Below are 18,765 nucleotides of genomic sequence, written 5' to 3'. Positions count from 1 at the left end.
ATCAAGAGGATCATCAGCAGCAGCCCTTCCGGGCGCCGGTCGGCCCGTGGCGCCGGTCGGTCATCGCGTGGCACGCCTTCGCGCAGCCTCCACCCTCTTCCGTGGGCGTGTCCGCATCGTCCGGCACGATCATGATGTGCCGGCCGCCGCCGCAATCGGGGACCACCAGCACCCGCGTGTCGCCGGTCAACGGCGCCAGCGCGAGCCCGGCCACCCCCGCGAACGAGGCGAACGCCCGAACGATCATGCGGCCCGGTCCTCTTCATCCTCGACGAAGATGCGCAGCGCAGCGCCGTCGAGGTCCTCGAACTGCCCCCGGCGCAGCGACCAGAAAAAGGCCGCGAGCCCGAGGAGTCCGAGGCCCAACGCGATCGGGATCAGAAAAACGAGCCCGTTCACCGGATCGCCCTTTTCAGCCGCATCGCATTACCGACGACGAGGAGCGACGATCCCGACATCGCGAGCGCCGCGACGAGCGGCGTTACATGCCCCAGAAAGGCTAGCGGCACGGCAACGACATTATAGCCGATCGCCAGCGCGAAATTCTGCCGGACGATCGCCTGCGTCCGCCGCGCGATGCGGAGCGTCTGGACCACTGGCATCATGCGGTCGCCCAAAAAGATGCAGTCGGCGGCGTTCTTGCCGACATCGCTCGCCGAGCCCGGCGCCATCGATGCGTGGCCCGCCGCAAGCGCGGGGCCATCGTTCAGCCCGTCGCCGATCATCAGGACCTTGCGCCCCAGCCCCGCCTGCCGCGCGATCGCCGCGAGCTTGTCCTGCGGGCTCATGCCCGTCTGCGCCGTCATGCCAAGCGCCCGCGCCACCGGCGCGACGGCTTCGGCGCGGTCGCCCGACAGGATCATCGCATCGAGCCCCTCCGCCCGCAGCGCGTCAACCGCGCTGCGGGCATCGGGACGAAGCTGGTCGGCGAAGTGGACGGTCGCCACCGCTTCCCCATCGATCGAAAGCTGCGTGGCGAGCGCGCTGTCGTTCAAATTCTGGTGCGGCCGGCCAAGCGACACCCTGAGTCCCTTCCACATGGCCTCGACGCCGAAGCCGGGGATTTCGCGGATATCTTCCACGGCTTCGGGCTCGATCCCGCGCGCCGTCAGATCGCGGAGCAAGGCCTCGCTCAGCGGATGACGGCTGACCTGCGCCAGCGCGAGAAGCAATCCTTCGGCTTGAACGCCGAGCCCGTCCAGATCGAGCGCGACGGGACGGCCGAGCGTGAGCGTGCCGGTCTTGTCGATCAGCGCGCAGTCGACTTCGGCCAGGCGTTCGAGCGCGGATCCGTCCTTGATGAGCACGCCGACGCGCATCAGTTCGCCCGCCGCGACGATCTGCGCCGCGGGAACCGCGAGGCCGAGCGCGCAGGGGCAGGTGATGATGAGCACCGCGACCGCGATCAGCAGGCTGTGATGCCATCCCGCGCCCGTCACCATCCAGCCGACGAAGGCCAGCAGCGCGAGCGCGTGGACCGCCGGCGCATAAAGCCGCGCGGCGCGGTCGGCGATGCGGACGTAGCGCGACTTGCCCTGCGCCGCCTCGCCCATCAACCGCGCGATGTCGGCGATCGCCGTATCGGCGCCGGCAGCGGTCACCCGGATCCGGATCGGCGCGTCGAGATTGAGCGTCCCGGCGTGAACATGGTCGCCGACATGCGCCGCGACCGGCGCGCTTTCGCCGGTGAGCAGCGACAGATCGAGCCGGCTTTCGCCTCTCACGACGACACCGTCGGCGGCAAGACGCTCGCCCGCCGCGACCAGCATGACCATGCCATGCTCGAGCGCGGTCGCGTCGACCCAATGTCCCGACCCTTCGCCGCGCAGCACCAGCGCGCCCGTGCCCATATTGCGCAGCAGCGCGGCAACGCCGCCGCGCGCCCGGTCGCGCATCACGCTGTCGAGCCAGCGCCCGCAGAGCAGGAAAAAGAGCAGCATGACCGCGCCGTCGAAATAGGCGTGCGGCCCATGCGTCGCAGTTTCATGGAGACTGAGCGCGCTCGCGAGCAGCACGCCGATGCTGATCGGTACGTCCATATTGGTCTGGCGATGGCGGAGCGCGCGCCACGCCGAACGGAAGAAGGGCCGGCCGGCATAAGCGATCGTCGGCAGCGCAATCATCGCCGAGAGCCAGTGGAAGAGATCTCGCGTGGCCCCCGCCGCACCCGACCATACCGACACCGACAGCAGCATGATGTTCATCATCGCGAAGCCCGCGACGGCGACGGCGCGCAGCAGCTCGCGGGTGTCGGCCGCGGCAGGATCGGTCTCACCCGGCCCGTTGCCGACGGGATGCGCCTCGAACCCCAGCGACGCGAAGGCGCCGATGAGATCGGGCATCTCTGCATCGGGCAGGCACGAGAGGTGGACGCGCTTTTCGGTGAAGTTGACACGCGCGGCGGCGATACGCCGGTCGCGGACGAGCCCCTGTTCCAGCTTGGCAATGCATCCGGCACAGCGAATGTCGGGGACCGCAAAATCGCGTTCGATCAGGGCCGCGGCGCTCATTGCAGGTCGATCCGGAAGCGCGCTTTGTCCCCGCCCTTCCCAACGCGGATGTCGAGCCGCTGGCGCCCCATCGCCAGCGGCTCGACCGAGCGCCACCCGCCCTCCTCCACGGCCACGAAACGAAGCGTGACGGGAGCGGTGCGCCCAAGGGGATGGCTGGCCGCCGCGCGCACGCGCAGTCCCGAGAGCGGCCGGCCATCCTTTCGAATTTCAATGCGAACGCGCCGATCGGGATCGAGCGTTACCGTCGGCGCCCATCGCAGACGATCCTGCGCCTTCGCGCGTTCGAGCCATGTGTTGTAATGCTGGCTCGCGACATAGCTGTTTTCGACCACCTTGCCGCCAAAGGTCGACATGGCGAGGCGCGCCATCGTGAAATTGACCACGACGACGGTGGCAAAGAAGGCCACAAGAATGGCCGTCATGTGCCAGCCGGTGAACGGCTTGGGGGCCCGTTTTCCTGTCATTGTCCTGGCTCCGGCCGGTCGAACTGGATGATGTCGCTGTCGCCGCGCGGATCGCCGTCGAGGCCGCGCGTCGCGATGGTGAAATCCTGCCGCGCCGGACCGGCGCCCGGCGCCGCAATGAACAGCTTGAGCCGCGTGACGCTGTCGGGAGCGAGCGCAATTTCGATGCGCTGCTTCGCGGTTTCGCGCGACCCCGCTTCGGTCCACAGCGCGGCACCCTTCAGCCCGTCAACCGTCACCGCGACGCGGCGCGGGCGCGTTTCCATGTTGCGCAGCTTCAGCGTGTAATTGTTGCGGATATGGCCGTCGGACAGCTGGACATAGAGCGGGCTGCGCTCGTGCTGGACCGCGAGATCGAGCCGCGTCCGCTGCCCCAGCGAGAACAGCATCGCGGCGCCGATCGCGCTCCATATGCCGAAATAGACGAGCGTGCGCGGTCGCAGCAGCGTCTTCACGACCGGTTTGCCGACGCCGCCCGTCTTTTCGATCGCAGCATCGTCGAGCGTGCAATAATCGATCAACCCGCGCGGGCGTCCGACCTGTTTCATCACGCCGTCGCAGGCATCGATGCACAGCGCGCAGGTGATGCAGCCGATCTGCGGCCCTTCGCGAATATCGATCCCGGTCGGACACACCGCGACGCACTGGTTGCAGTCGATGCAGTCGCCAAACGCGCCGGGATGCGCCTCTGCCTTCTTGACGCTGCCGCGCGGTTCGCCGCGCCACTCCTTATAGGTCACGAGCAGCGACTTTTCATCCATCATCGCGGTCTGGATGCGCGGCCAGGGGCACATATAGATGCACACCTGTTCACGCATGAAGCCGCCGAAGATGAAAGTGGTCGCGGTGAGCACGGCGACAGTGCCATAGGCGACCGGCGCGGCCTGTCCGGCCCAGAAATCGGCGGTCAGCGTCGGCGCATCGGCGAAATACATGATCCACGCGCCGCCTGTCCAGAAGGCGACCACGAGATAGATTCCATATTTGACGGTGCGCTTGGCGAGCTTCTCGAAGGTCCAGGGACCGTTCGCAAGCCGGATCTGCGCATTGCGGTCGCCATCGACCAGCCGGTCGACATGCTGGAAGAGGTCGGTCCACACCGTTTGCGGACAGGCATAGCCGCACCAGGCGCGCCCCACCGCACTGGTGACGAGGAACAGCCCGATCCCAGCCATGATGAGCAGACCCGCGACATAATAAAATTCGTGCGGCCAGATTTCGATCTGGAACATGTAGAAACGGCGGTTCGCGAGGTCGACGAGCACCGCCTGATCGGGCGCATAAGGACCGCGGTCCCAGCGGATCCACGGGGTGCCATAATAGATCGCCAGGGTGACCCCCATGATCGCCCATTTGAAGCGGCGAAAGGGGCCGTCGACCTTTTTGGGATAGACGCCTTTGCGCGCCGCATAGAGCGGCGCGTTTTCGCCGGTCAGGTCGTCAGGGCTGGCCATCGGCTCCCTGCCCTTCGGATGCCGCCGCCGCCGCGCGCGCCGCTTTCTCGCCGCCACCCAGCGAATAGACATAGGTCGCCAGCATCTTGACCGTCACCGGGTCGAGCCGGTGGCCCCAGCGCGGCATCACGCCGTTGCGCGGCTGGGCGATCGTCGCGGTCAGGCTGTCGCGATCGCCGCCATAGAGCCAGACGGCGTCGGTCAGTTTCGGCGCGCCGACGGTGCGATCGCCGGCGCCGGTCGCGCCGTGGCAAACAGCGCAGTTCGCCTGGAACAGTGCCTCGCCGCGCCTCGACGCCGCGCCCGGTTGTTCCTGCCGGCTGATGACGCGAACATGGCTGACCAGGTCGGCGATCTGCGCGGCATCGAGGATGCCGTCGCGTCCGAAAGCGGGCATCTGGCTGATGCGCGTTGCCTCGTGATCGGGGTTCCGGATGCCGTGGGCGATCGTATATTCGATGCTCGCGAGATCGCCGCCCCACAGCCAGTCATCGTCGGTCAGGCTGGGGTAGAGCTTCCTCACGCCCGCCCCGCCGGCGCCGTGACACTGGACGCAATGCACGCGAAAAGACGCGGCGCCGCCTTGCACCGCCGCCTGCATCAGTTCGGGTTTGGCGGGCAGGTCGGTCAGCGCCGTCGCCGCGATGGCATTGGTGATCGGGGCGCGGCGCACCGCGTGCGCCTGCATCGCCTGCTCCAGCTCGCCGCGGCTGCTCCACCCCAGCACGCCCTCGGTCGCGCTGTTCACCAGCGGCCAGGCGGGATAGAGGATGACATAGCCGAACGCCCACACGATGCTGGCGTAAAAGGTCCACAGCCACCAGCGCGGCATCGGTGTGTCGAGTTCCTCGATCCCGTCCCATTCATGGCCGACCGTGCTCGTGCCGGTGGCTTCGTCGATGCGCTTGCGGTCAGCCATGCTCGTCGTCCTTGAAGATCATCGTTGCGGCCTCTTCGTTGCGGCGGCGCGACCCCTTGCGGAACGGCCAGGCGACGAGGCCCAGAAACAGGATGGTCATCGCGAGCAGCCCCCAGCTGTCGGCGAAATGGCGCAGGTCGTTGTAGGTCATGGCGCCTTCCCCTGCGGCGCGGCGGGTGCGGCGCCCTGCTCCTGCGGCGCGGCCTTTTCGACATCTACGAGCGTGCCGAGCATCTGGAGATAGGCGATCAGCGCATCCATTTCGGACAAGCGATCGGGATTGCCGTCAAAATCGCGCACCTGCGCCTTTGGATAGCGTTTTTGCAGATCGATGCCCGCCGCCGGATCGACCTGTGCCTTCAGATCCTCGTTCGCCGCGGCGATGGCTTCCTTGCTGTAGGGCACGCCGACGCGCGACAGCGCGGTGAGATCGCCCCGCATGTCGCCGACGTATAGGTCGCGCTCGGCGAGAAAGGCATAGGGCGGCATGATAGACTCGGGCACGACGCTGCGCGGGTCGATCAGATGCGCCTTGTGCCACTCGTCCGAATAGCGCCCGCCGACACGCGCAAGGTCGGGCCCGGTGCGCTTCGACCCCCATTGGAAGGGATGGTCGTACATGCTCTCGGCCGCCAGGCTGTAATGGCCATAGCGTTCGACCTCGTCGCGAAACGGGCGGATCATCTGGCTGTGACAGGTGTAGCAGCCCTCGCGCATATAGATGTTGCGGCCCGCCAGCTCGAGCGGAGTATAGGGGCGCATTCCGTCGACCTTCTCGATCGTATTGTCGATCCAGAACAGCGGCGCGATCTCGACGATGCCGCCGATCGCGACCGCGACGAGCGCGAACAGGCCGAGCAGGCTGACGTTGCGCTCGAGCTTCTTGTGGCTCAGGCGCTTTTCGGCGGGGTGGGTGGCCATTGTCCGGGCTCCTTATTCGGCGGGCACGGGCGCGAGCGGGCGGTCCGCTGCGGCGCTGTAGGGGGTTTCGGTCATCGGCTTTTCGGCGCGAACCCTGCCCGCGAGCGTCGCCCAGACGTTGACTATCATGATGAGGAAGCCGGCGAGATACATCGCCCCACCCGCGGCGCGGATCAGATACATCGGATGCATCGCCGCGACGCTTTCGGCAAAGCTGTAGACGAGGTAGCCGTCGGCGCCATATTCGCGCCACATCAGTCCCTGCATGATGCCGGCGACCCACATCGAGGCGGCGTAGAAAACGATCCCGACGGTCGCGAGCCAGAAGTGCCAGTTGACCATGCGCAGGCTGTAGAGGCGCTGGCGGCCCCACAGGCGCGGTACCAGATAATAGACGCTGGCAAAGGTGATCATGCCGTTCCAGCCGAGCGCGCCCGAATGAACGTGGCCGATCGTCCAGTCGGTATAGTGCGACATGGAGTTGACCCATTTGATCGACATCATCGGGCCTTCGAAGGTGCTCATGCCATAGAAGGCGAGCGCCATCACCATCATGCGGATGATCGGGTCGGTGCGGATCTTGTCCCACGCGCCGTTGAGCGTCATCAGCCCGTTGATCATCCCGCCCCAGCTCGGCATCCACAGCATGATCGAGAACACCATGCCCAGCGTCTGCGCCCAATCGGGCAGCGCGGTGTAATGGAGATGATGCGGACCCGCCCAGATGTAGAGGAAGATCAGCGACCAGAAGTGGATGATCGACAGGCGGTAGCTGTACACCGGCCGCTCGGCCTGCTTCGGCACGAAATAATACATCATCGCGAGGAAGCCCGCGGTCAGGAAAAATCCGACCGCATTATGCCCGTACCACCATTGCGTCAGCGCATCCTGCACCCCGGCGAAGGCGGCATAGCTTTTCGACCCGAAGATGCTCGCGGGCATCGACAGATTGTTGACGATGTGCAGCATCGCGATGGTGATGATGAAACTGAGGTAGAACCAGTTCGCGACATAGATATGCGGTTCGCGGCGCCTGACGATCGTGCCGACGAAAACGGCCAGATAGGCGACCCAGACGATCGTCAGCCACAGGTCGACATACCATTCGGGTTCGGCATATTCCTTCGCCTCGGTGACGCCCATCAGATAGCCGGTGGCGGCGAGGACGATGAACAGCTGGTATCCCCAGAAGACGAAGCGCGCGAGGTTCGGAAAGGCGAGCCGCGCGCGGCAGGTGCGCTGAACGACGTAAAAGCTTGTCGCGATCAGCGCATTGCCGCCGAACGCGAAGATCACCGCCGAGGTGTGGAGCGGGCGCAGCCGCCCGAAGGTCGTATATTCCAGATTGAGGTTGAGCACCGGAAAGGCGAGCTGGAGCGCGATGAACAGCCCCGCTGCCATCCCCGCAATGCCCCAGAACAGCGTCGCGATGACACCCCAGCGGACGGGATCGTCGTCATAGACGCCCTGGTCGGTGGGCATTTTCAATATGCCGCGCGCGATCGCGCCATAATCGGCCCGCGAAATCGTCGCCCAGAGCACGGCGAGACAGGCGACCGCGACGATCATCATGTGCACCGCGAACGGCGCATCGACCGCCAGCGCCGCCATCACCAGCGCGAACAGCGCCAGCGCCAGCCAGCCGCCCGCTTTCATCACTAGACCGTCCATATGCTCGTCCCCGCTTCCAGCGGCTTCGCGCCGCGCTTCGGGTCGCTCTTGGACGCGCGCAGGCGGCGAAACATTGACCGGGATCAACGAATTGGTTGTGCTCCATCAATGCGGCCGGCGGACGCGCGGCGCAGGGACGGCTCTGTCAACAACAGGAGCAAAGTCCCATGAAATGCCGATATATGTCCCTGGCCGCCCTGGCTGTCGCGCTGGCCACACCGGGGCACGCCGCCGCGAAGAGCGGCGACGTCCAGTTCAAGCTGCTCGCAACCTATGTGGCGCCCGACGGCAAGATCAAGGACGTGAAGCTCGACCTGATCGGCCTGCCCGCGGACGCGCAGACCAAGGCGGACGACAATGTCGTCCCGACCGTCGCGATCGAATATTTCGTCACCGACAATATCTCGGTCGAAACGATCGCGGGCGTCACCCAGCATGACGTCGTCGGGCGCGGCGGGCTCGCCGGGGCGGGGCTGGTGTCCAATGCGAACATCGTCCCCGCGACGCTGACGCTCAAATATCATTTCGGCACGGAGGGCGGCGTTCGGCCCTATGTGGGTGCGGGGCCGAGCTATTTCATCTTCATCGACGAAAAGCCCGGCGCGACGGCCGTCGCGCTCGGCGCGACGCGGCAGAAGATGGACGACACGCTGGGCGTCGCGCTGCAGGCCGGCATCGATGTGCCCGTGAATGCCAAGGGGCTGGCGGTTACGCTCGATGCCAAGCGCTATTTCCTGCGCCCGGCCGCGCACTGGTTCGCCGGGGCGACCGAGGTGCTGCGCACCAAGCACAAACTCGATCCCTGGGTGATCAGCGCCGGCGTCGCCTTCCGCTTCTGAGCGTCCCCAACTCGCGCCGACGGTCAGCCCGCCATATCCTCCATCGCCGCGCGGTCGTGGATCACGATCTCGCGGCGCGAGGGCAGGTCGATCACACCGTCGGCGCGCATTTTGGTGAGTTGGCGACTCGTCGTCTCGATCGTCAGCCCCAATATATCGGCGATCTGCTGGCGACCGAAGGGCAGTTCGAAGGCGCCGCGCGTCGAACCCGCATCGCACCCCCGCCCCGACAGGCGCCCGGACATTTCGAGCAGGAAGGACGCGACCTTTTCCGTCGCCGACTTGCGCCCGAGCAGCATCATCCAGTGCCGCGCGCGATCGAGCTCGTCGAGCGTGCGGCGCAGCAATTTCTGCTGGAGGTCGGGGTGCGAGCTGGCGAATTCGTCGAAACTGTTGCGGTTGAAAATGCACACTTCGGCGTCAGTCATCGCGGTGACGCTGTACGGGCTCTCCTTGCCGAACGGGCGGCCGATGAAATCGGACGGAAAGACGACGCCGACGATCTGCTCGCGCCCGTCGGCGGTCGATACGACCAGCTTCAGCACACCGTCGAGCACATTCGCGACCACGGGCGCGCCATCGCCTTCCCACAACAACGTCTGACCCTGCCGGACCTTCTGCCTGCGCCCCATCTTGCCCAGGTCCGCAAGCTCGGTCGCGTCGAGGCTCGCGCAAATCGCGCGGTTTCGTACGACACAGGCGGCGCAGTCGGTCACGCCGCCGCCGTACAGCAGGCGGTGACCATTGGAAAGCAGCGAGCCGCTGGGGATCAGTGCATCAACAGCAAGGGAGCCGGCGCCGCTTCGAGCAAATAGCGCGTGACGCCGCCGAAAACCGTCTCACGCAAGCGGGTATGCCCGAATGCGCCCATCACGATCATGCCCGCCCCCAGCTCGACCGCCGCGCGCTCGAGCGTCTCTTCGATCGTCTCGGCACCGCGCCCGACCTCGCGCAGCTCGGCATGAAGATCATGGCGCGAGAGATAGCGCAGCGCGTCGTCCGCGGCGACCTGCCCCCGGGCCTCTCCGACGGTCACGAGAAGGATTCTGCTGGCGTTGGCCATCAACGGCACCGCAGCGCGGATCGCGTGCGCCGCCTGCGGGCTACCGTTCCACGCGACCATCACCGGCGCATCGAGATCGACGGGACCGCAGGGTTCGGGAATGGCGAGAACCGGAGCGGGAACAGCCATGGCAATATCCCCGGCCATCATCGGCGGCGTAAAACTGCGGCGCCGATCCGCGGTCCCCAGCGAAACGATCGTGAGATCGGCCAGCGCCGCGGCCAGCGCGAGCGTCGATACGACGTCGCCGTCGGACACGCTGACGTCCCACGGCACATCCTCGCGCTCCAGATCCGCGCGCAGGCGGCCGGCGAGTGCTTCGTCGGCTTGCTGCGCCTTGCTCAGCTGATCGCTCGCCAGATACATGCCGCCGAACGGATCGGTGGCGATGAACTGCTGAAAGGGCGAACTGATCACGAAATTCAAGTGCGACCGCCGCCGCTTGCCGATCGCCAGCGCGCTCTCGAACCGGGCCTTCATCCCCGGACCGTCGTCGGCATGGACCAAGATATTGCGCATATTGCTTCTCCTGCGATTGCGGGCATTTGGACCGATGCGCGGGCGAGGTCATTGATCGGGGTCAATGGTCATAAGCCCAAGGACGCCGGGAACTTCGAGCCGGAATACCGCGCCGCACCCGGCGGCCCTAGGTAGTTCTACCAATCCCGCCAGACGGTCACCTATTGCACCCTGTGCCGCTCCACCGGAAGGAACGGCAACGCGACATGTCGATGAGCAAGGTTCGAGTGACGCGCCCAAACATGCGCACCCCGTCGGCGCCGCGGCCATGATCCGCGAACTGCTGCTCGCGACGCTCATGGTGACGGTAACCGTGCTCATCCACGGCGCGGGGCTGATCCTGCTGGCGCGGCTCCTCCGCCTCGAGGCGCAGCAGGAGGCCGGCGGCCACATGCACCCCGCCTCCTTGCGCGGCCTCGGCACGCTGCTCTTCGCGATCCTTACCCTCATCGGTCTGCATGGGGTCGAAATCTGGGTCTATGCACTGACTTTCCTCGTCATCGGCGCGATCGATAGCCTGCGCGAGGCGGTGTATTTCTCGACGATCACCTATGGCGCCATCGGCTACAGCGACGATGTGATGGCGAAACCATGGCGGCTCGTGTCGGCGATCGAAGGGATCAACGGCATCCTCATGATCGGCTGGTCGACCGCCTTCCTGATCCGTATCGTCGGCCTGCTGCGGCGCGTCTGACCCTAACGGCGGGGCCAAGCCACCCTAACGCCAGAATCGCTTCAGATCGAACAATTGTCCATGCGCAGCCTCTGCGGCGCGAAGGAGCTTCTTTTTCTGACCTTCCGCCGTCAACCGCGACGCCTCGGCATCGCCCGCGACCCCTAGTTTTTCAAGGACAAGGGCCGCCATCGCCAGATCGTTGAGCGCGCCAAGCTGGTCTTGCAACGCCTGCAGCGATGCGATGAATTCTGCATAACGTCGGCGGTCGCGCTTGCGGACGAACAGGCTGCCCAGGAATTCCGCCGCATAGCGCAGCTTCTTGGCCGCCTTGCGCGCCTCGTGCCGGTCGGCGTCGTCAAGGCCCGCGAGTTTGCGGCCCCGTTTCCTCGCGCGGCGGTAGCAATGGTCGAGCGCCGCGACCGCGTAGGCGCGCGCCGGCAAGTCTTCTTCCGCAGGTCCGGGCCAGCCGGCGCGCGCGATCCACTCCGCCAGATCGAGCATCAACTGCCGCGTCCGCGGCATCTCCAAAACCTCGCCAACGCGGCGATAGGCCGCGTCGCGCGCCAAGGCGACATGGTCGTGCAGCGAACCGGGCCGGGTCCGTGCCAAGAGCACGTCAAGATTGCGCGCTTCCCCCAACTCCGCTGCCAGCCAGCGCAGGTCTGCGGCAAGCGCCGAGCCCAATTCACCGATGATCGGCCGGAAGATCGAAAAAGCCGAGCGCAGCCGGCGGAGCGCCACGCGTGCTTGATGCAGCGCGCCGGCGCTTCCCTCGGCCAACAATAGCGCCTCATTGAGCCGGAACTGCCGTATGCAGCTCTGCGCGACGATCGCAAACGCTCGGCCCGGGGCTGTTCCGTCGGCGAGCAGGACGGGTTCGGCCTTGAACATGGCGGGTGCCGGTCCGGCCAGTCGATAGCCGCGTTCCGCCTTGGTCAGGACGCCCAGGCGCACTGGCGCGACGGCATCGAGCTTGCGTGCGAGGGCGAACAAGGCGGAGGGAGCGCCCGATTTCAGCTCCAGCTCGATTTCGCAGATCGAAGACTGGCGATCGCCAGCGGCAACCTCGCCCCGATCGAGGACGACTTCGATCGTCGCATCGCCCTCCGCGATGATCCAGCTACGCCGGTCGACCGCTACTTCGAAAATGGGCGCGACGGTGTCGATGCAGTCGTCGAGACTGTTCGGCAAGGAGGTTGCGGCATCGAAGACCGGAATGTCGTCCATGACGGCGCGTTCCCATTCCGATCGCGCGAACAGGCCTGCGGTGCTGGCGACCGCCGCCTTGATCGTCTGCACCCGCTTGCCTTCCGATTTGCGGATACGAAGCGAAACCCCCGCGCGATCGAGAGCGTGATCAGGGGTGTCGAAATAGATCGACGATTGCCGGGCACGGGTCGACCCGCCTGGCAGCAGGCCGGACGCTTCGATGGCAACCGCAGCGCTAGGGCTGAGTTCGAGTTTCAGTTCGATTTCGTCCGCCATGAGTATCTTTCGCGCGGGCCCGGTCGACAACCGGATCCGACTAGACGATTGCGGTACGTCCGGCGTTGATTTAGCGCAAACGCTCTCAACAAGGTATCCCATCCCACCCGCCCCCATCGGGAGGGGCGCGTGTCGTGTCTATTCGCCGCGGCAGGCCTCACACAGTGCCGCGATAATCCGCTGCATCTTCGGGTCCGACAGACTGTAATATCGCGTCTGCGCCTCGCCGCGCAGCGACACGATCCCTTGCTTGCGGAAACGCGCGAGGTGCTGCGACACCGCCGACTGGGACAGGCCGGAAATCTCGGTCAGTTCGCCCACCGATACCTCGCGCTCGTCCATCTGGCACAGCATCAGCAGGCGCTCGGGGTTCGCGAGCAGCTTGAGATAACCCGCCATTTCATGCGCATCGCGCTTGAGGATCGAGAGGTCGGTCGGCTTTGTCATGGAGAGAGGCTTCCTTCGCGGCCATCGTCGCGGAGGACGATGTAGATCGCGGGAATAACCAGCACCGTCAGCAGTGTCGAGGAGGCAAGCCCGAAGAGCAAAGATATGGCGAGACCCTGGAAGATCGGGTCGGTCAGGATCGTCGCCGCGCCGATCATCGCCGCCGCCGCGGTGAGCACGATCGGCTTGAAGCGGATCATCCCGGCCTCGATCAAGGTTTCGCGCAGCGGCTTTTCAGGCCGTTTCGCGTGGTTGATAAAATCGACGAGCAGGATCGAGTTGCGCACGATGATCCCCGCGAGCGCGATGAAGCCGATCATCGAGGTTGCGGTGAAGGGTGCCCCGAACAGCATGTGCCCGAGCACGATGCCGACAAGCGTCAAAGGGATCGGCGTCAGGATGACGAGCGGGATTTTGAAGTTCCTGAACTGCCCGACGACGAGCACATAGATGGCGAGCAGCGCGACCATGAAGGCCGCGCCCATGTCGCGGAAGGTCACCCAGGTGATCTCCCACTCGCCGTCCCACAGCAAAGTCGGCACCGCTTCATTCTCGGGCTGGCCGTTGAAGCGGATGACGGGTTTCGTCATCCCGTGCGCCTTCCAGTCGAACGCCTCGATCGCATCGTCGACCGCGAAGATGCCATAGATCGGCGCCTCATAGTCGCCCGCGAGTTCGGCGGTGACCATGTCGGCGGCGCGGCCATTGCGGCGGAACAGCGCCGGCGAACCCTTTTCCTCGCGCGCCTCGACGATCTCGCCCAGTTGAACGAGCCGTCCGCCCGGCCCCATGCTCGCGACCGGCGTCGCGGCGAGGCTGGCGCTCCACGTTCGCTGCGACTGATCGAGTGCAATGCGGATCGGCAGCGGATCACGCCCCTGCCCACGCGGCGCATAGCCGACGGTTTGTCCGCCAAGCAGCGCGCCGATGCTGTCGAAGAGCTGGCGCTCCGAAATGCCATAGGCGTCCATCCGCGCGCGGTCGGGGACGAGGCGCAGCCGCGGGCGCGGCACGCCGAAACTGTTGTCGACATCGACGACATAGGGGATGGTGCGGAACAATTTCTCGACCTGCTCGGCGGTCCGGCGCCGCGTCGCCTCGTCGGGGCCATAGATTTCGGCGAGCATCGTCGCGAGCACCGGCGGGCCCGGCGGTGTCTCGACGACCTTGATCGACGCACCGGCGGGCAGCGGCAACGCCTTTTTCAGCTTGTCACGCAGGTCGAGCGCGAGCGCGTGGCTCGACCGGTCGCGCTCGTCCTTGGGCGCGAGCGTCACCATCACATCGCCCATCTCGGGACGGCTGCGCAAGAAATAATGGCGGACGAGGCCGTTGAAATTGAACGGCGCCGCGGTGCCCGCATAAGCCTCCATCGAGCGCGCTTCGGGCAATTGCCGTGCCACGGCCGCTGCGGCGTCGAGCGTGCGCCCCGTCGTCTCGAGCGAGGTGCCTTCGGGCATGTCGAGGACGAGCTGCACCTCCGATTTGTTGTCGAATGGGAGCAGTTTCACCGTCACCGCCTTGAAATAGAACATCGAGCAGGCAACGAGCGTCGCGACGCCGACCGCGATCAGGAAATTCCGCGCGCTCTTGCGGTCGCGGATCACGCGGGCCGCGACGCGGCCGTAAAGCACGCCCAGCTTGCCGCCGGTCGCATGGTCGTCGTGGCCGTGCGCCAGCGCATTTCTGGCAAAGCGCACCATCAGCCACGGCGCGATGATCACCGCGACAAAGAAGGAGAAGAGCATCGCCGCCGAAGCATTGATCGGGATCGGTGCCATATAGGGGCCCATCAACCCGGAGACGAAGAGCATCGGCAGCAACGCCGCAACGACGGTCAGCGTCGCGATGATCGTCGGGTTCCCGACCTCGGCGACGGCATCGACCGTCGCATCGATGCGGCTCCGCGCGTCGGCCATCGCCCAGTGGCGCGCGATATTCTCGATCATCACGATCGCGTCGTCGACGAGGATGCCGATCGAAAAAATGAGCGCGAACAGGCTGACGCGGTTGATCGTGAAGCCCATCAGGTTCGATGCGAACATGGTGAGCAGGATCGTCGTCGGGATCACCACCGCGGTCACCGCCGCCTCGCGCCAGCCGATCGCAAAGCCGATCAGGATGACGATCGACACGGTGGCAAGGCCGAGGTGGAAGATCAGCTCGTTCGCTTTTTCGTTGGCGGTCTCGCCATAGTTGCGGGTGACCGCGACATCGACTCCGGCGGGAATCAGCGTGCCGCGCAGCGCTTCGACCCGCGCGACGACGGCGTGCGAGACGTTCACGGCGTTGGCACCCGAACGCTTCGAGACGGCGAGGCTGACCGCGGGCGCCATCGACCAGCGTCCGTCCCCGCCCTTCGCCCAGCGCCACGCGCGCGCCTGCTCCTCGCCCGGTCCCTGCGTCACCGTCGCGACGTCGCGCAGATAGACGGGGCTGCCGTTCGCCCCGCGCACGGTGATCGTCGCCAGCTCGGCCGCGCTCCGCACCGTCTGCCCCGCAACCACCGCCGTCGCCGCACCGCCTTCGCGCACCGTGCCGAGCGGGAAGCTGCGGTTCGCCTGCGCTGCCGCGTCCATCAGCGTGCCGAGCGATACCCCGTGCGCGGCCAGCTTCGCGGGGTCGGGCGTGACCCGAAGCTGTTCCTCCTGCCCGCCCGCGATGAAGGTCAGCCCGACATCGTCGACCTTCGCAACCTCGGTGCGCAGCCGGGTCGTGAGCGCGTGCAGCGCCTGCTCGGTCCATTCGCCGCGCGCACCGGGCTCGGGCGACAGCGTCAGCACGACGATCGGCACGTCGCTGATCCCGCGCACCGTCACCTGCGGCGCTGCGATGCCCGCCGGGATGCGGTGCATGTTCGCCGACAGTCGCTCGTTGATGCGCGTCGCGGCATCGTCGGGATCCGAACCAACCAGGAAACGCGCGGTGACCAACACCCCGTCATCCTCGGCCTGCGTATAGACATGCTCGACGCCATCGACGCTTTTGACGATCGTCTCGAGCGGCTTGCCGACCAGTTCGACCGCATCGCTCGCCGACAGGCCGGGCGCGGCGACCATCAGGTCGACCATCGGCACGCTGATCTGCGGCTCTTCCTCGCGCGGGATCGTCAGAATCGCGAGCAGCCCGACAAGGATCGCCGCGAGCAGCATCAGCGGCGTCAGCGGGCTCTGGATCGTCGCGCGCGTCAGCCGACCGGAGATGCCAAGGCTCATCGGCGCGCCCCGGCCGGCGGTGCGATCAGCGTATCGCCCGTGGCCGCGCCCGAGAGGATTTCGACGCGTGCCGGGTCGTCCGACGGCGCGATCTGGACCGGCACGCGCGACGCCGAATCCTTGCCGACGCGGATCGTCACATAATCGATGCCATAGCTGGTTTCGACGAAGCCCCCTGGGACGACGAGCGCCTGCCGCTCGCCGGTCGCGACCCGCGCGGTGATCCGGCGGCCGACCATATTGCTCGCAAGTCCCGGTATCCGGACGTCCGCGGCCATCTGCCCGCCAGTCACCGCGGGATAGACACGGCTGACGGTCGCGTGCGGGGCAACGCCCTTCGCACCGTCTGCCAGGCCCGTCGCCAGGACCGCGCTACCGACGCGCACCTTGCCCGCCAATGTTTCGGGAAGCTCGAGGCGCAATACCATCGGCCCCGAGGTGATCGTCGCAATCGATGTGCCGGCCGCGACGGCGGAGCCCGCAGGAACCTGCGCCATCAGGACGCGCCCTGCCGAGGGAGCGACGACCGCGCCCTGTCCCGCAACCGCGCCGACCGCCGATTGCTGCGCCTTCGCCGCGTTGACCTGCGCCCGCGCGGCGCGCGCCGCGGCCTCGGCCTGATCGAGCCGCGCCTGGGCATAGACGCCGTTGGCGTGGAGATATTTGACGCGCGCCAGCTCGGCCTCGGCCTGCGCGACCTGCGCCTGCGCCGCGGCCGCCTGCGCGCCATAAGCCGCGCCTTCGTAGCCGAGCCTGCTGTCGACGACGCGGCCGATCACTTGTCCCTTGCGGACAAGATCGCCCTCGCGGACGGTCAGGCTTTCGAGGATGCCGGGGATGCGCGCGCGCGCATCGGCCATGTCGACGCTGGTGACGAGCGCGCCGACATCTTTCCATTCGGTAACGGCGACGGACCGGAGAACCAGCGATTCGCCCTTCACCTCGGCTGCCTGATCGGCCGGCAAGGATGCGCCGCCGTCGCATGCCGAAAACGTCAGCGAAAGCGTGACCATCGCTGCGGGCAGGATGAAGCGGCGGGACATGGCGCTCACCCGCACACGACCGACAGGCCGGCAAGTTCCTGTGCGGGAATCCCCTTATATCGCGGACGGCAGAACAGGCTCAGCATGATCAAACTCCTCGGTTGATGGACACGCTAGCGAGCGCCACAAAATTTCAACATTGCTAATATTACGTAGTGCTAATATTATGCAACTATAATATATATCGACCGGGCCGCATCGAAAGGTGCCGGAGCCTCACGCGCCTCGAACAAGGAGAGAGATATGTCGTTGCCGCGGATCGTCGTTCTGGGTGCCGGCCTCGGCGGCACGATCGCCGCTTATGAAATTCGCGAAGCCGTAAAGGGCAAGGCGGAGGTCATGGTCGTCTGCGACCAGGAAGATTACTGGTTCGTGCCTTCCAACCCATGGGTCGCGGTGCGCTGGCGCGAGCCCGAAGCGATCCGCGTCCACCTGCCCCCGGTGATGAAGCGCAAGGGTATCGGTTTCACTGCGGTCGGCGCCAGATGGGTCCACCCCAAGGACAACCGGATCGAACTGAACGACGGATCGTCAGTCGATTATGATTATCTGGTGATCGCGACCGGTCCCCACCTCGCTTTCGACGAGATCGAGGGTTTCGGCCCCGACGCCAACACCGTGTCGATCTGTTCGACGGATCATGCGTCCGCCGCCGCCGACGCGTTCGACCGCTTCTGCGAAAATCCGGGCCCGATCGTCGTCGGTGCGGCGCAGGGGGCCTCCTGCTACGGGCCCGCCTATGAATTCGCGCTGATCCTCGACACCGAGCTCAAGCGCCGCAAGATTCGCGACAAGGTGCCGATGACCTTCGTTACCGCCGAACCCTATATCGGGCATCTCGGTCTCGACGGCGTCGGCGACACCAAGGGTCTGCTCGAGAGCGAGTTCAGGAACCGCCATGTCAAATGGATCACCAACGCCCGGGTCACGAGCTTCGAGCCCGGCCTGGCGCATGTCGAGGAAGTCGCCGAGGACGGCAGCATCAAGGCGAAGCACGACCTGCCCTTCGGCTATTCGATGCTGCTCCCCGCCTTCCGCGGCGTCGATGCGGTGTTCGGGATCGAAGGGCTTACCAACCCGCGCGGCTTCATCCTCGCCGACAAGCATCAGCGCAACCCGACCTTCACCAATGTCTATTCGCTGGGCGTCTGCGTCGCCATCCCGCCGGTCGGCCCGACCCCGGTCCCCGTCGGCGTGCCGAAGACCGGTTTCATGATCGAATCGATGGTCACCGCGATCGGGCAGAACCTGAAACTCGAGGTCGACGGAAAGCCGCCGGTGCATGAGGCGACCTGGAACGCGGTCTGCCTGGCCGATTTCGGCGACGGCGGCGTCGCCTTCGTCGCCCAGCCGCAGATCCCGCCGCGCAACGTCAACTGGTCGTCGTCCGGCAAATGGGTGCATTTCGCCAAGATCGGCTTCGAGAAATATTTCCTGCGCAAAATCCGCAAGGGCGAGAGCGAGCCCTTCTACGAAAAGCTCGCGATGCATGCCCTCGGCATCAAGAAACTCCGCTTCTGACGAAAGGATAATCCC

General features: G+C 66.1%; 18 protein-coding genes. 3 read left to right on the top strand and 15 right to left on the bottom strand.

Going from position 1 to position 18,765, the window contains the following annotated elements:
• Window positions 1-13: 13 nt before the first annotated feature.
• The 9 genes from VSX79_RS03230 to ccoN are packed head-to-tail and all read right to left on the bottom strand — an operon-like array spanning window position 14 to window position 7,942.
• Entirely contained in the window at window positions 14-247 is a 234-nt protein-coding gene (locus tag VSX79_RS03230; protein ID WP_179499398.1) for a hypothetical protein, read from the bottom strand.
• Window positions 244-399 carry a cbb3-type cytochrome oxidase assembly protein CcoS gene (ccoS, locus tag VSX79_RS03225; protein WP_179499399.1) on the bottom strand — a complete coding sequence of 52 codons (156 nt, stop codon included), beginning with the start codon at window positions 397-399 and terminating at the stop codon, window positions 244-246. The genes VSX79_RS03230 and ccoS overlap by 4 nt, the downstream gene beginning before the upstream one ends.
• Window positions 396-2,510, bottom strand: coding sequence for a heavy metal translocating P-type ATPase (locus tag VSX79_RS03220; RefSeq protein ID WP_326914392.1), 2,115 nt, complete (start codon window positions 2,508-2,510; stop codon window positions 396-398). The genes ccoS and VSX79_RS03220 overlap by 4 nt, the downstream gene beginning before the upstream one ends.
• Window positions 2,507-2,977, bottom strand: coding sequence for a FixH family protein (locus tag VSX79_RS03215; protein ID WP_326914391.1), 471 nt, complete (start codon window positions 2,975-2,977; stop codon window positions 2,507-2,509). Before VSX79_RS03215 ends, VSX79_RS03220 begins: the two co-directional genes overlap by 4 nt.
• Entirely contained in the window at window positions 2,974-4,431 is a 1,458-nt protein-coding gene (gene ccoG / locus VSX79_RS03210) for a cytochrome c oxidase accessory protein CcoG (RefSeq protein WP_179499402.1), read from the bottom strand. The genes VSX79_RS03215 and ccoG overlap by 4 nt, the downstream gene beginning before the upstream one ends.
• Window positions 4,418-5,350 carry a cytochrome-c oxidase, cbb3-type subunit III gene (gene ccoP, locus VSX79_RS03205; protein ID WP_326914390.1) on the bottom strand — a complete coding sequence of 311 codons (933 nt, stop codon included), beginning with the start codon at window positions 5,348-5,350 and terminating at the stop codon, window positions 4,418-4,420. Before ccoP ends, ccoG begins: the two co-directional genes overlap by 14 nt.
• Window positions 5,343-5,501, bottom strand: coding sequence for a cbb3-type cytochrome c oxidase subunit 3 (locus tag VSX79_RS03200; protein WP_179499404.1), 159 nt, complete (start codon window positions 5,499-5,501; stop codon window positions 5,343-5,345). The genes ccoP and VSX79_RS03200 overlap by 8 nt, the downstream gene beginning before the upstream one ends.
• Complete coding sequence (ccoO, locus tag VSX79_RS03195) at window positions 5,498-6,271, bottom strand: cytochrome-c oxidase, cbb3-type subunit II (protein ID WP_326914389.1); 774 nt, start codon at window positions 6,269-6,271, stop codon at window positions 5,498-5,500. Before ccoO ends, VSX79_RS03200 begins: the two co-directional genes overlap by 4 nt.
• A gap of 12 nt (window positions 6,272-6,283) precedes the next feature.
• Window positions 6,284-7,942 carry a cytochrome-c oxidase, cbb3-type subunit I gene (gene ccoN, locus VSX79_RS03190; protein ID WP_326914388.1) on the bottom strand — a complete coding sequence of 553 codons (1,659 nt, stop codon included), beginning with the start codon at window positions 7,940-7,942 and terminating at the stop codon, window positions 6,284-6,286.
• A 167-nt stretch (window positions 7,943-8,109) separates the two neighbouring features.
• Here ccoN and VSX79_RS03185 point away from each other — a divergent pair, with 167 nt between their 5' ends.
• Window positions 8,110-8,781 carry an OmpW/AlkL family protein gene (locus tag VSX79_RS03185; RefSeq protein ID WP_407697242.1) on the top strand — a complete coding sequence of 224 codons (672 nt, stop codon included), beginning with the start codon at window positions 8,110-8,112 and terminating at the stop codon, window positions 8,779-8,781.
• Between the two features lie 23 nt (window positions 8,782-8,804).
• On the opposite strand, the gene VSX79_RS03180 is transcribed toward VSX79_RS03185, so the two are convergent.
• Together VSX79_RS03180 and VSX79_RS03175 are read right to left on the bottom strand one after the other, a co-directional pair.
• Window positions 8,805-9,497 (bottom strand): Crp/Fnr family transcriptional regulator, encoded by a 693-nt coding sequence (locus tag VSX79_RS03180; RefSeq protein ID WP_179499408.1) that lies wholly within the window; start codon window positions 9,495-9,497, stop codon window positions 8,805-8,807.
• Between the two features lie 53 nt (window positions 9,498-9,550).
• A complete protein-coding gene (locus tag VSX79_RS03175) occupies window positions 9,551-10,363 on the bottom strand; it encodes a universal stress protein (protein WP_179499409.1) in 813 nt (270 codons plus the stop codon).
• 268 nt (window positions 10,364-10,631) lie between these two features.
• Between VSX79_RS03175 and VSX79_RS03170 the strand changes: the two genes are divergently transcribed.
• Complete coding sequence (locus VSX79_RS03170) at window positions 10,632-11,057, top strand: ion channel (RefSeq protein WP_326914386.1); 426 nt, start codon at window positions 10,632-10,634, stop codon at window positions 11,055-11,057.
• A 24-nt stretch (window positions 11,058-11,081) separates the two neighbouring features.
• Here VSX79_RS03170 and VSX79_RS03165 read toward each other — a convergent pair whose 3' ends face one another.
• The 4 genes from VSX79_RS03165 to VSX79_RS03150 are packed head-to-tail and all read right to left on the bottom strand — an operon-like array spanning window position 11,082 to window position 17,229.
• Window positions 11,082-12,641: a CYTH and CHAD domain-containing protein gene (locus VSX79_RS03165; protein WP_326914385.1), complete on the bottom strand. Its 1,560-nt coding sequence runs from the start codon at window positions 12,639-12,641 to the stop codon at window positions 11,082-11,084.
• Between the two features lie 21 nt (window positions 12,642-12,662).
• Window positions 12,663-12,971 carry an ArsR/SmtB family transcription factor gene (locus VSX79_RS03160; protein ID WP_179499412.1) on the bottom strand — a complete coding sequence of 103 codons (309 nt, stop codon included), beginning with the start codon at window positions 12,969-12,971 and terminating at the stop codon, window positions 12,663-12,665.
• The gene (locus tag VSX79_RS03155; RefSeq protein ID WP_326914384.1) at window positions 12,968-16,186 is read right to left on the bottom strand and encodes an efflux RND transporter permease subunit; all 3,219 of its coding nucleotides are present in this window, start codon (window positions 16,184-16,186) and stop codon (window positions 12,968-12,970) included. Before VSX79_RS03155 ends, VSX79_RS03160 begins: the two co-directional genes overlap by 4 nt.
• Entirely contained in the window at window positions 16,183-17,229 is a 1,047-nt protein-coding gene (locus VSX79_RS03150; protein ID WP_179499414.1) for an efflux RND transporter periplasmic adaptor subunit, read from the bottom strand. Before VSX79_RS03150 ends, VSX79_RS03155 begins: the two co-directional genes overlap by 4 nt.
• Before the next feature lie 243 nt (window positions 17,230-17,472).
• Between VSX79_RS03150 and VSX79_RS03145 the strand changes: the two genes are divergently transcribed.
• A complete protein-coding gene (locus tag VSX79_RS03145) occupies window positions 17,473-18,750 on the top strand; it encodes an NAD(P)/FAD-dependent oxidoreductase (protein ID WP_326914383.1) in 1,278 nt (425 codons plus the stop codon).
• The last annotated feature ends 15 nt before the right edge of the window (window positions 18,751-18,765 follow it).

The organism is Sphingopyxis chilensis (assembly GCF_035930445.1).
Lineage (GTDB): Bacteria > Pseudomonadota > Alphaproteobacteria > Sphingomonadales > Sphingomonadaceae > Sphingopyxis > Sphingopyxis chilensis.
The sequence above is the reverse complement of the archived record's forward strand: the minus strand, read 5'-3'. Positions and strand labels throughout refer to the sequence as shown.